We start from the raw sequence: 12,698 nt of genomic DNA, 5'->3' as shown, positions 1-12,698 counted from the left end.
CGAGGTCACCATTCGCTGAAGATGTCCTTCGAGCCGCCTTGTTGCGGCGGCTTCGTGCTCTTCTGTGGGGTCGGCGTGGGCAGGGCGCGCGTCCCCGCCGTCGCCTTGGGCGCGGCGCTCGCCGAGGGCGCAGGCGTGGGCGCGGCGGCGAGGGTCGCCGCGGATGCAGGCGGCGCGAGGGCCGCGGAAGGTGCAGGCTCGGGCACGGCGGCAGGAGCAGTGGTCGCCGGGGTCGTCGTCGCTCCGCGGACGCGGACGAGGAAAAACCCGACGCCGCCGAGCACGAGGGCCGCCGCGAGCGAGAGGCCGACGAGGAGGGTTTTTCGGGAGGGCAGCGGCGACGCGGACGCGTCGCGCGAGAACGGCGCGCTCGTGATCCGCGCCGCGCCGGGCCCCTGCGCGCCGCCGGTCGCAGGCCCCATCGTGATCGGCGGCGCCGGCGGCATGTGCTGCATCGCCGCCTGGAGCGCGCGCTGCATCGTGCGCGCGTCGGGCCAGCGGCGCTGGCGATCGAAGGCGAGCGCGCGATCGACGACCTCGCAGAAGGCAGGCGGGAGGCCGGGCACGATCGAGCCGATCGGCGGTGCTTGCCGTGTCATCGCGGCGAGCAGGACCTTGTTCACGGTCTCGGCCTCGTGGACGAGCCTGCCGGAGAGCGCGTAGAACATGACCGCGCCGAGCGCCCAAAGATCGGTGCGCGCGTCGATCTCGGCCGTGTGCCCGAGCGCCTGCTCGGGCGGCATGAAGGCCGGCGTGCCCATGATGCTGCCGACCTCCGTGGCCCGACCCGCGCCCCCGACGGCCGTGTTGTCCCGCATGCGCGCGATGCCAAAATCGAGGATCTTCACGGCGCCCGCGCGCGTCAAAAAGACGTTCTCGGGCTTCATGTCCCGATGCACGATGCCCTTGTCGTGCGCGGCCGCGAGGACGTCGAGCAGGCGCTCCGCGACGAACGCGACCTCGGACGGATGCAGGCGACCGCCGAGCTGCGAGCGCCCGCGCTCTTCGAGGTTCTGCCCTTCGAGGAGCTCCATCACGAGGAAGACCGCGCCGTCCTCTGCGCTGTCGTCGTCGAGCACGGCGACCGCGCCCGGATGCTCGATCCGGTTCGCGACGTAGCCTTCGCGCAGGAAGCGATGGCGCGCTTCCTCGTCGGTGGCGAACTCGGGGCGGAGGAGCTTCACCGCGCCGCGCTTGCCGTTCCGGTGCGTCGCCGCATAGACGCACGCCGTACCGCCGACGCCGAGCAGGTGGTCGAGACGCCACTTGCCGCGCAAGACCTGGCCTACGCGCGCCCGGGCTCGCTGGAAGACGTCGTCGGCCACGTGCTCCATCGTGCCGATCGAACCGTCTCGCCGCGAGACTGTCAAGACTAGTGCCGGCTTTTCACGGGCGCCGGGCTCACTTCTTCTTTTGCTTCGCGAGCCCTTCGAGAATCTGAAGGAACCGCTGGCACTTCTTGCCGACCTCGAGCCCGTAGGCCGCACGACCGTTGCAGAGCTTCTCGGCGCGCTCCATGGCCACGGCGTCGCCCTTGATCGCCCGTGACGCGACGTCTTCGGCGTCCGGCGCGATGCCCTCTTTGTAGGCCGTCTCCTTTTCGAGCTCCTTCGAAGCGAGGGCCTTTTTGAGGTCCTCCGAGATCTCCGGCACGTCGGCCCACGCCGCCGTGGAGCGCGCCGCGCCGCGCGCGTACGCGAGCCAGATGCGGCCCTTCGCCTTCGTATCGCCGCACGGCATCTCGGACTCTTTGGCCAGGAGATCCGCGGCGACGAGCTTCCCTTCTGCGGCGCGTTCGAGCTTCTCGGCGGCGCCCTTCGCGGTCGCCTTGTCCTCCGCGGAGAGCTTGCCCGACTCGACGGCCTTCACGAGCGCGTCGCACGAGGCCTCGTACCGCTCGCGCGCCCGCCGCTCCTCACAGGCCTTTTTCTTCTCGTCGATCCGCGCGAAATGCTCGGGCAGCGCGTGCCGCTTTTCTTCCTCGTCGATGTCCGTGATCGAGCACGGGTCGGTCGCGGCCGTGATACGCGCGTCGAGCTTCTGGCGCGCGGCGGCGATGCGGCGCTCGCGGATCATGAACGCGCCTGCGACCGAGCAGATCGCGAAGATCAAGAACACGAGCGAGACACGAAAGAGCTGCCGGCGCTGCAGGTGCCGATGGACGAGCCGGCTCCGATCGATGAGCTCCCCGGCCTTCTCCATGGCCTCTTCCCAGGCTTCGAGCTCGGCCGCGAGCACCTTCAGCGGGCCCACGAGCGCGCGCTCGCGCGAGAAGCGGCGCGCGACGTTCGTGAGCGTCTGCGCGGCGCTCTTGCGCTTGGGATCAACCTCCATCGTGGCGCCCGCGAGGCCCGTGAGCAGGCCTCCGACGGAGACGGCGTACTGATCGAAGACGGTCTGCGCTTCGACGCGCGCGCGTTCGAGCTGCTGGAGCTGGCCCATGTACCCGGCCCACGGGAGGATCGCCTCGACGTCGCGGGCCTTCAGGCCGAGCCGCTTCGCCGTGACCGCGACGGCGGAGGTGAGTGCGCCGAGCAGCCTTTCGTGCGAGACCTCCGCGAGGCCCTGCGGGACGCGCACCTCGCGAAAACACTCGAACGCCCTGTACGTCGGGGCGAGCGCCAATTCGCTCAGCGTGTGGCCGAAGTCGAGTCGTGCGGCGGTCAAGGGCTCCCTCGCGGTTCGCGGGAGACCGGATGGTACGGGGGTTCGAGACCCAGCGCAACGACGCGTTCGTCCCGCGAAGCCAAGGGTCTACCCCTCCGCGTACGGCCCTTGTACCATCCGCGCCGATGCTGCCCCGAACGATCGCGCCCCTCGCGGGTTTCGCCCTCTCGATCGCCCTCACGTCGCTCGTCGGATGTGACGAAAAGAAGCCCGACGCCGCGGCCCCGAAGCCGAGCGCCGCGCCCGTCGCCGCGGCCCCGAAGCCGAGCGCCGCGCCCGTCGTCTCTGCCGCACCGGCACAGGCGCCCACGTCCGCGCCCACGCCGAGCGCCGCGGAGCCGGCCCCGCCGCCGAAGAAGAAGGACGTCGTGTGCTCGAAGGACGCGACAATCACGTTCACGGATCCGAAGTTCGAGGCGGTCGTGCGCGTGCAGGCGCAGAAGCCCGAGGGCGCCTTGACGAAGGCGGATCTCGGCAAAGCGAAGACGCTGAACCTGACCGAGGCGAAGCTCGACGAGCTCGACCCGTGCATCTTCCCGCTGTTCACGTCGGTGAAGGGCCTCTACCTGCCACCCGGGAAGATCGACGATCTCAGCCCGCTGAAGACGCTCACGACGATCGAGTCGCTGCGCATCGCGGCCACGCAGGTCAAAGACCTCACGCCGCTCGCGGGCCTCGCGAAGCTCGATCGGCTCGACATCGGCCGCACGCCGATCAAGGACCTGACGCCGCTGTCCGGGCTGACGAGCCTGACGGAGCTGCAGATCGACGAGACCGAGGTGACGGATCTGACGCCGCTCTCCAAGCTGACGAAGCTCGAGATGCTACAGATGAAGCGCACGCGCGTGACCGATCTCGCGCCGCTGAAGGAGCTCAAGAGCCTGAAGAACCTGCACATCGGAGGTTCGGCCGTGAGCGGTCAGGCCGTGATGCTGGGGATCCCGGGGCTCAAGGTGCACGACGAGTGAGGCGTGAGCGGCTCTCCTAATTGACCTTGACGACCGGCGCGCCGAGGGCGGCCCGCGCCGCGCCGGTCTCCGCGTGGATCACGCGGATCTCGCGCTGGGGGTGGGGCACGTCGACGCCGCACTCGCGATATGCCTCGAAGATCGCGCGATAAAGGCCGAGGAGCGTCTGCTCGTACTCGGGGACGGGCACCCAGGGGCGCACGGAGACGGTGAGCGCGGAATCACCGACCTTGCGAACGCCGATGAGCGGCGCGGGCTCTTTCAGGACGCGCGGGTCGGCGAGGACGGTCTCCGTCGCGACGTCGATCGCTTTGCCGATATCGGAGGCATATGCAATGCCGATCTCGATGTCGAGCTGCCGCTTCGTCCCGTAATTGTGCAGGATTTCTCCGGCGATCTGGCGGTTCGGGATGACGATCAGCGATTGATCGGTGTGGCGGAGGGTGGTCGAAAACAACGTGATGTCGACGACCTCGCCGTGCTCCTTGAGGACGTCGATGTATTCGCCGACCCTGAAGGGTTTGAGGAAAAAGATGGTCATGCCCGCGATGAGGTTCGAGAGCACGCCCTGCATCGCGAGGCCAATGCCAACGCCGGCGACGCCGAGGCCAGCGATGAGCGAGGCGACGGGGACGCCGATCTTCTCCGCGGCGATGACGATCGTGGCGCCCACGACGACGAAGCGGAGCAGGCGGACGATGAGGCTCCGGAGCGCGACGTCGATCGTGGTCTTCTTTTCGAGCCACGTGTCGAGCATGCGGGTGAGGTATCCCGCAGTCTTGAACCCGACGAGGACGATGACGGACGCGCCGAGGATCTGAAACCCGTACCGCACGGCGAATTCGACGAGCGTGGTCTTCAAGCTCGTGAGGGTCGCGCTGACGTGGTTCATCGTTTCCTGCATGGGCGCGATGGTCGCACCGCGGCCGCGGGAACGTCAACGCGCTCCGGAGGTGGTGGTGTGCTCTCTCGCGCGCGGGTGGCTACACGTCCCCCGACGTCACCGCGTGGTCCCAGTACATCACGCCGCCCTCCTTCCATGTGACGAAGCGGACCCAGCCGTCCTGGGAGACGACGATCACGAGCGCGCCGTGAATGTGCTGGCAAAGGCGATAGGCGGAGCGGTGCCTCGTCCCGACGGTCTCCGTCGGCTCGATCGAAAAACGCGTCCCTTCGACGTCCAGCGCCCGCCTCACCGACGGCACCTCGGACAAATCCCCGCCGATCTCGCAGCCGAACCCGAGCAGCTCGAGGCGCCTCGTCAATACGACGGCTCCATCCACGTCCGCGAGGCCCGCGATCAGGGTCGAGAGCTCGGAGACGGCTTCGTCGAGACTCACGAGGTGCGGGTCGGTGCTGGACTCGTAGAAGTCCCAGCCGACCGACGCCGAGTGCGAGGCCCACGCCTTGCTGCGCCCCGCGAGCACGTCCATGGTCGCGAGGAACAACGTGCGATAACGACGCCGCGGCTCTCCCTCGCTAAACTCGTATTTGATGCGAAGCAGGTCCGCCGCCTCGCCCACCTCGCCCGGCGGCAGGATGACCAGCGTGCCGCCGTGGTGCGCCCGGCGAATCGTGGTGATGAGGCGCTTCAGCATTTGCCAGGTGATTCGCCGCGTCACTTCGGGCTCGAGCTCCGCACCGGGGGCGCGCGCGAAGGGCCGGGCCTCCTCGTGCAGCGCCACGAGCTCGGCGTGCACCTCCTCGAATCCCTCGGAAAGCCAGCGCGCCTCGAAGAGGTCCATCGCCGGCCCCATGAGCCTGCCGCCCTGCAGCTCGCCCAGCGTGATCGACCCCCTCGCCACCGCGAGTTGCCCCGGTCCCGACGCGCGAATGACGAGCGCCCACGGCGGCAGGCTCGACCACGAACCCCGCCCGCCTTGCGCCGCGTGGAGCCAGCGGGGACCCGAATGCAGGATGCCCCATATCTCGAATCCGCCACGGCCATCCTCGCGCACGCCGATGAGCGCGCGGTGGTATTTGATGGCCGGCGACAGCCGCCGCAGCTCGTGCGCGTCGAGCGAGCGGGTGCGCGTGAACACCAGGCGGTGCAGCCCCCAGGGTGGGCCGGCTTCGGCCGGATACCCCTCGGCGTCCCCGAGGATCAAGCGGAACGTGACCGGCCGCTCCTCCTCGCGGAGCAGGCTCGCCTGATAACAGATCGAGAGAAGCTCCTCGAGCGCCTCCTGCCCCGGGAGCCGTGAACTCCCGACCGCTGCCACCTCGTCCCATCGCTCACGCACGAGCCTGGCGAGCTGGGGTGGATAGGAATGCAGCACAATCGATCGTAAGGCCCGCGGGACGTCCTCCCAAGGGGGCACGCGCCGCGACGGCCACCTCAGCGGGCGGCCGGTCGCCGAGGTCCCTCGCCGTCGAACGGGAGCCGCATCGTGAACGACGTCCCGCGTCCACGGGCGCTCACGACGTCGACGCTCCCGCCGTGGGCCTCCGCGACGCCGCGGACGACGGCGAGCCCGAGCCCCCAGCCGCCCGGCGACGCGTGCTCGTGGCGCGCGCGGGTAAAGGGCTCGAACAGCGTGGCCTGCTCGTCCGCGGGGATAGGCGGGCCCTCGTTGTGCACCTCCACCTCGACTTGGTCCGGCAGCGACCGCACCGTGAAACGCACCGGGTCCGCCGATCCGTATTTGAGCGCATTCGACGCGAGGTTCCAGAAGGCTCGTCGGAGCTCCTCGCAACCAAAATTTCCCGTCGTGGGCCCTTCGGGCGCGACGACGACGAAACGATCGCCGTGCTGCTGGGAGAGCTCGGCCACGAGGTCTCGCACGATATCGAGGACATCGCAGCGCTCGCGTGCAATCGGGAGGCGCTCGCCAGCCTGGACGCGCTGCGCGTCGAGCAGGTCGCTCACCATGCGCTCGGTGCGGTCCAGGCTCCGGAGGACGGTCGATGTCCAGCGTTTGAGCTTGGGGTCTTCGGTCGAGCGGTCCGCCATCTGCGCGGCCACGCGCGCCGCAGCGAGGGGGCCGCGGAGGTCGTGCACGAGGATCGACGAGAGGACGTCCCGCATCCGCTGCTCTTGGTGCAGCGCCGCGATTCGCTCCTCCAGCATGTTGTAGAGCTCCACGTTCTCGATGAGGAGCGCGAGCTGCTCGGCGATCGCCTCGATGCGCCGCTTCTCCCGCGCCGAGAAAGGCCGATGCTCGCGCAGGCCGACGTACATCACGCCGAGGAGCTCGCGCTGGAGGGGGATACGGACCCCGAGGAGCGCATGGATGCCGCTGTGGCGGAGGTTGTCGGTGACGTCGAGCTCGGTCGTCTCGGCGTCGAGGAGGGTCGTCGTCTCGTCGCACGACGCGATCTTCCCGGCAAACGAGGAGAGCGCGAGCGAGCGGGCGTACTGCGTGAGGCGCTCGTCGGCGATCCCCGCGGACGCAGTCATCACGAGCTTTTCGGTCATGGGCTCGCGAAGCAGGATGGCCGCCGTCGCGGCGCCGAGCGCCTCCATGACGATCGGCATGGCGGCGCCGAGCCGCCCGGCCAGGGTCGGGGACTTGCGGAGCACGTCGGACGGCTCGCCCGTGAACGCCTGTCGTATCAGCCGGGAAAACCGCTTCTCCGATTGCGCGTCGTCGAGGAGGTGTCGGACGAACATATCGGATAGCAGCATGGTCGACGCGTGCACGACTTCGAGGATCCTGTCGACCTCCAGCGGGTCGCACCGCTCCTCGGGCGGCACAGCCGCCCACGCCTGGAAGACGCAGCGGCCGAGAAGCGCGAACTCGCTCTGGAGCTCGACGAGATCAAAGCCGGAACGGAGGCGGGCAGCAAGGTGGCTCTCCACGAGCTCGAGCTGACGGCCGCTCGGCACAGGCCCGTCGGGACCGACCAGGGACGCGAGGTAGAGCGGCATGATGTTCATCAACTCGGGCCGCGAAAGCCCACGCGCTGACGCCGTTTTCTGCGCCTCCTCGGCCCACCGTTCGAGGATGCGGCCTCCTTGCGTCTCGATGATGTGCTTGATCGTCGGCACGAACGCCCCTCCCGCGCGACACAAATAGCACATGTCGCGCGAGGATGGACGCTGCCGAGCCCGCTTGCGCGGGCGCTCCCACGTCCGAGCGAGACACGTCAGGGTGCCGGAGGATCCGGTTCGCTGACGAATTCGGTATCGGTAAAGCTCTTCATGAAAGCGACGAGATCCGCCTTCTCGTCCGCCGTGATCACGAACCCCTTCACGAGCGGATTCTTGTTCGGGTTCTGGCTGCCGATGCCCGCGAAGGGCCCGTCGGGGAGGGTTCGTCCACCCGCGGCATAGTGATCCACCACGTCCTCGAGGGTCGCGACGCTTCCATCGTGCATGTAGGGCGCCGTCAGCTCCACATTCCGCAGGGAGGGGACCCTGAACTTTCCCTTGTCGCGGGGATCCCCGGTGAACTCGAACAACCCTTCCCCGCCGGGCGGATACGCGCCGTCCGCGCCGAGGTTGTAGAGCCCCGTGTTGTGGAAGTCCATCTCCTGGTGCTTCGTGTCGGCGCTCCTGTAGGCGGTCGTGAAGTTCACGCCGCTATGGCAATGGTAACACTCCATGCGCTCGGAGAAGAACAGATCCATTCCCCGGAGAGCGGCTTCGGACATCGCGTCCGCCTTGCCGCCATACGTGTACTGGTCGTACGGCGAACGGCCCGAAAAGAGCGTTCGCTCGTAGGAAGCAAGGGCCTTCGCGATGTTCGCGAAGCCGATCGGCGCCGCTTCCCCCGGGAATGCAGCCGCGAAGGCTTTTATGTAGTCGTCGTCCGCCTTCAACCGGCCGAGGACGATCTCCTCGGCGCCCGTGACCCCGAGCTCCACGGGGACCTCGCCGAACAAGGGCACGAGGGCCTGCTGTTCGAGCGTCGTCAGCGTGGGATTGCCCCAGGTGAGCTGCGGGAACCAGGCGACGTTCGCCAACCCCATCGCGTTCCGCGGCACGAGGTCGCCCGTGGAGCCCGTGGGCTTGGCTTTCCCATCCGCGAATCCCTTCGCCCGATCGTGGCACGACGAGCACGACATCGTCCCATTGCCGGAGAGCCGCGCGTCGAAGAAGAGCCGGCGCCCGAGCGCGACCTTCTCCGCGCGCATGGGGTTGTCGGGAGGAACCCAAGGGTCGGCAAAGCCTGGCGGCAAACCGAAATCGTAGCTCGGCGGCGGCGGCGCCTCCGGCTCCCCTCCGCAGGACGCCACCACGAGCGCGGCGACGAGGCCCGATCTCACTCCACGCGTACGCGCTGCGCCCCCACGTGACATACGTTGCAAGCTCCGGAGATGGTGGGAAATGGCATGAACGCCGTGCCGCCGGCCCCAGGCGCCCGCACGAACGGGAAGAGGGATTCGTCCGGGAAAGGCAAGGGTTCGGTGGAGAAGAAATTGCCGTTGTCGTCGATCTCGAGCGCAAGCACGAGGTCCCCTTGGCCATTCGGCGCCGTGCGCAGCTCCACGGTTCCGCCGGCGAGGGGCACGTCCGCCGGTCCGATCGCGGTCCCCGCGGCCGTGAAGCGCCCTTTCCCCGGGCCGTGCGCCTGGTGGCAATTCATGCAGTTCAGGCCCATGTTGTGGCTCCGCGCCTCCCCATGGGCGCTGATGTTGTCCACGTCGAGCGCCGGATCCCGGACAAACGCGGGATCCCCCGGAGCGGGGACCTCTTCGGGCTCCTCGTCCGCGGGGCCACACGCGGCGAGGGGCACGAGGAGCAAACCAGCAAACAAGGTCGATGCGATACGTGCTTTCACGTCGCCTCACTCCACCCGGAAAGCGGTCTGCTTCCCGCTGCCCGAAGCCTGTCCCTCGAAGGGCAACCCCAGCGCCTCGAAGACCGGCGGGCATTCGGGATCTCCCGAAAACGACATGCAGCCCGAGATGCTATCCGTCATGGGATCGATCTGGAGATCCAGATCCGAGCCGGCGTAAAACGACGCGACGTCGAACACGATGGTCTTCGAGGTCGGATCGAATCCATCGAGGCGAATCTTCGCGTGGTTCGACGCCGCGCAGGAGAAGCCGTCCTTGACGGTCCCCTCGCAAGACGTGGAGCCGAGGTGGAAGAAATACGTGGGGTTCGCCGTCGTGCGAAGCTCGAGCCGCACGAACTTGTAGCCGCCTTTCCACGACCACCACATCCCCGGAATGTTGAGCGGCGCCGGCGCCGTGGCCGCGTCGAGGTGGTTCAGCTCCGGCGGCAAACCGACGTCGAACGCGACACCGACGTATTCGCCGGGCGCGACGTCACCGACGATCTCGGTGCGCGTCTCGGGGCTCCCCGTCGTACAGGTCGCCGTCCCATCTTCGAAATCCAGGAATGCGATGTTGTCGCGCTGCCAGCGTTCGTCCTGCTCCAGCGCGAGCGGCACCTCCGCTCCGTCGGCGCGGACGAGGCGCACGTCATGCACGTACATCCGGAAATCGAGCGGGTTTGCCGTGGACTTCGTGGTGCCGAGGCCCTCGAACGTGGTGGCGCACGCGAAGGGCTCGTCGCCCACTTTGGCGGCGAATTGGAGCGCGACCGTCTGCGGGCTCTCGTCCGCGTCGCCGCCACAAGCGGTCAACGCCACGAGCGAGATCACGCCGAGCGTGGCACGGCGGATCGGGAGTCGATTCATGCATCACCTCTTCGAGCCGGGAGTGTAGGCGGCTACCGTGGGATGGGAACGCGACATGTTGTCGCAGGAAGGAATCCCCAGCGACCGCCTCACATCCGCGCGACGATCGCGTCGACGAGCCGCGCCGCAGCGCCCTCATTCCAGCGGAAATACAGGCTCGGCTCGGTCAGCTCGAGCTCGATGAGCTGGAGCGCGCCGTCATCGCTGCGCACGAGGTCGACCCGGGCATAGAGGAGCGGTTTGTCCACGGCCGCGAAGGCGGCGCGGGCGACGGCGAGCGCCTCGGCCTCGATCGGCGCCGCCGAGACGCGGCTCTGAAACTCCGGCTGCGAGCGGAAATCCCCGGCGCACGGGACCTTCCGGACCGCGTGGCTCGCCTCGCCGTCGAAGAACACGACGCTGAGCTCCCCCTCGGATTCGATCGAGCGCAGGTACGGCTGCACCATCACCTCGCCGGTCGCCGTGAGCGACGCCGCGTGCGCCTCCGCTTCGATCGGGTTCGTCCGCGCGTCGATCCGCAACGCGCCCACCGAGCCCGCCGAGACCGCCGGCTTGATCACGACCTCGGACCAACCACGCGACGTGATGCGCTGCGCGAGGCCCACGGCGCCTTCGCCCGGCGCGAGCCAGAGCGTCGGGATCACGGACACGCCGGCCGCTTCGAGCGAGCGCAGGTAGGACTTGTGCGTGTTTTCGCGGATGACGTCGGGACCGTTCCAGAGCGGCACGCGCGCGTGGGTCCGCTCGGCCCACGCGACGAACGCCTCCCTGCGGCCGGGCCCGTCCCAGTAATCCCACGGGTTGCGAAGCAGCGCGAGATCGGCTTCGTCCCAGGGCGCGGACGGATCATCCCATACGTAACAACGGTAGGAGATCCCTCGCGCGTCGAGGGCCTCGCAAAGCCGCGCGTCGTCGACGTCGAGCTTCGGCAGACGGGCGCACGTGGCGATCGCCAAGCGGGGTCGGTTCATGTCGCCTTCTTGCCTCAAAGCCGCCCGCAAAGCGAGCGGCGCGGGCGCGGCGACGCTTCCGGTGTCATCCTCGGCCCCCCCCATGACCGACGCCGCCGCGCACCTCGTGCCCGTCGAGCAGACCCCCTCGCTTCGGAGGCTGCTCGATCTCGCGTGGCCGATCATCATCTCGCGCTCGGCGCAGGTCGTGGTGAGCGTGTCCGACGCCGCCATGGTCTCGCACCTCGGGCAGGACAGCCTCGCCGCGACGACCACGGGCGGGCTCAACTTGATGGCCTTCTTCCTCCTGCCAATGGGGGTGGTCTTCATCGTGTCGAGCTTCGCCTCGCAGCTCTACGGCCGCGGCGATCACGCCGGGGCCCGCCGCTACGGGTATTATGGGCTCGCCGTGGCTGCGATGGCGCAGCTCCTCTATTTCGCAGGCGCCCTCGTCATACCGCGCGCCGTCGCGGCGATCGGCTATACGCCCGCCGTCGCGACGCTCATGCAGCAATGGCTCACCGTCCGCCTCTGCACGGGCGGCGCGGCGATCGGGCTCGAAGCGCTCGGCAACTATTACGGCGGGCTCGGCAACCCGCGCCTGCCCATGGCCACGCAGGTCCTGTGCATGGTGCTGAACGTCGCGCTGAACTGGGTGTTCATCTCGGGGCACCTCGGCGCGCCCGCGCTCGGTGTGGTCGGCTCGGCGCTGGGGAGCGCCCTCGCGACGTTGACCGCCTTCCTCGTGCTCCTCGGGTGTTTCCTCGCCGGCGTCGGCGAGCACCCGAGCGCCCGCCAAGGCAAGGCGCAGCTCCGGTTCGCCGAGCTCGTGCGCATGTTGCGGTTCGGCATTCCCTCGGGGCTCAACTGGTTCGTCGAGTTCGGCGCGTTCTCCTTGTTCATCAATGTGGTGATCAACGGGCTCGGCACGACCACGCTCGCCGGGTTCATGGCCTCGATGGAGGTGAACCAGGTCGCGGCCATGCCCGCGTTCGGCCTGACGAGCGCGGGGGCGATCCTCGTGGGGCAAGCGATCGGCGCGAAGAACCTGGATCAAGTGCCGAAGACGGTGAAGCTCACGGCCCTCGTGGCGTGTGGCTGGATGGGCTTCGTGGGCCTCGTCTACCTCGTGTTCGCGCGGTACTGCATGCTCCCCTTCGCGCCGCCCGGGGCCGAGCGCGAGGCCTTCCTCGACATCGCGGCGCAGCTCCTCACGCTCTCGATCACGTGGCAGATGTTCGACGCGACCGTGATGACGCTGGCCGAGGCGCTGCGCGCCGCGGGAGACACGGCCTTCACCGCCTGGGTCCGCGGGATCGTGGCGTGGTGTGTCTTCGTGCCGGGCTCGTTCATCTCCGTACGGGTGCTCGGCGGCGGCATCGGGTGGGTCGTCTTCTGGCTCACGGGGTACATCGCGATCATGGCCTTCGTGCTGTTCTTGCGTTTCCGGAGCGGCGCATGGCGCAAGCTCGATCTGGCAGGGACGGAGATACCGGCCCTCTGAAGGGCCGTGCACGAAT

11 protein-coding genes are annotated in these 12,698 nt (G+C 68.7%); 2 read left to right on the top strand and 9 right to left on the bottom strand.

The features are described from left to right. Nucleotides 1–5 precede the first annotated feature (5 nt). Nucleotides 6–1,334: a serine/threonine-protein kinase gene (locus E8A74_RS31515; RefSeq protein ID WP_211365487.1), complete on the bottom strand. Its 1,329-nt coding sequence runs from the start codon at nucleotides 1,332–1,334 to the stop codon at nucleotides 6–8. A gap of 67 nt (nucleotides 1,335–1,401) precedes the next feature. After that, on the bottom strand, nucleotides 1,402–2,667 hold the full coding sequence (locus E8A74_RS31510) for a hypothetical protein (protein ID WP_136932813.1): 1,266 nt from the start codon (nucleotides 2,665–2,667) through the stop codon (nucleotides 1,402–1,404). A gap of 125 nt (nucleotides 2,668–2,792) precedes the next feature. Here E8A74_RS31510 and E8A74_RS31505 point away from each other — a divergent pair, with 125 nt between their 5' ends. After that, a complete protein-coding gene (locus E8A74_RS31505) occupies nucleotides 2,793–3,635 on the top strand; it encodes a leucine-rich repeat domain-containing protein (RefSeq protein ID WP_136932812.1) in 843 nt (280 codons plus the stop codon). Nucleotides 3,636–3,651: 16 nt separating this feature from the next. Here the strand turns inward: E8A74_RS31505 and E8A74_RS31500 are convergent, their stop codons facing one another. From E8A74_RS31500 to E8A74_RS31470, 7 genes are all read right to left on the bottom strand, one after another. Beyond that, a complete protein-coding gene (locus E8A74_RS31500) occupies nucleotides 3,652–4,539 on the bottom strand; it encodes a mechanosensitive ion channel family protein (RefSeq protein WP_136932811.1) in 888 nt (295 codons plus the stop codon). A gap of 79 nt (nucleotides 4,540–4,618) precedes the next feature. Then, entirely contained in the window at nucleotides 4,619–5,914 is a 1,296-nt protein-coding gene (locus tag E8A74_RS31495) for a putative sensor domain DACNV-containing protein (protein ID WP_136932810.1), read from the bottom strand. 59 nt (nucleotides 5,915–5,973) lie between these two features. Beyond that, nucleotides 5,974–7,626 carry a sensor histidine kinase gene (locus E8A74_RS31490; RefSeq protein WP_170229522.1) on the bottom strand — a complete coding sequence of 551 codons (1,653 nt, stop codon included), beginning with the start codon at nucleotides 7,624–7,626 and terminating at the stop codon, nucleotides 5,974–5,976. A gap of 98 nt (nucleotides 7,627–7,724) precedes the next feature. Then, nucleotides 7,725–8,879: a methanobactin export MATE transporter MbnM gene (locus E8A74_RS31485; RefSeq protein WP_136932808.1), complete on the bottom strand. Its 1,155-nt coding sequence runs from the start codon at nucleotides 8,877–8,879 to the stop codon at nucleotides 7,725–7,727. After that, complete coding sequence (locus E8A74_RS31480) at nucleotides 8,843–9,361, bottom strand: hypothetical protein (RefSeq protein WP_136932807.1); 519 nt, start codon at nucleotides 9,359–9,361, stop codon at nucleotides 8,843–8,845. Before E8A74_RS31480 ends, E8A74_RS31485 begins: the two co-directional genes overlap by 37 nt. A gap of 6 nt (nucleotides 9,362–9,367) precedes the next feature. Beyond that, nucleotides 9,368–10,228 carry an MbnP family copper-binding protein gene (locus tag E8A74_RS31475; RefSeq protein ID WP_136932806.1) on the bottom strand — a complete coding sequence of 287 codons (861 nt, stop codon included), beginning with the start codon at nucleotides 10,226–10,228 and terminating at the stop codon, nucleotides 9,368–9,370. Nucleotides 10,229–10,317: 89 nt separating this feature from the next. Continuing rightward, entirely contained in the window at nucleotides 10,318–11,199 is an 882-nt protein-coding gene (locus tag E8A74_RS31470) for an ATP-grasp domain-containing protein (RefSeq protein ID WP_136932805.1), read from the bottom strand. 82 nt (nucleotides 11,200–11,281) lie between these two features. Between E8A74_RS31470 and E8A74_RS31465 the strand changes: the two genes are divergently transcribed. Then, nucleotides 11,282–12,682: an MATE family efflux transporter gene (locus E8A74_RS31465; protein ID WP_170229521.1), complete on the top strand. Its 1,401-nt coding sequence runs from the start codon at nucleotides 11,282–11,284 to the stop codon at nucleotides 12,680–12,682. Nucleotides 12,683–12,698 lie beyond the last annotated feature (16 nt).

The organism is Polyangium fumosum, assembly GCF_005144585.1.
Taxonomy (GTDB): domain Bacteria; phylum Myxococcota_A; class Polyangia; order Polyangiales; family Polyangiaceae; genus Polyangium; species Polyangium fumosum.
The sequence above is the reverse complement of the archived record's forward strand: the minus strand, read 5'-3'. Positions and strand labels throughout refer to the sequence as shown.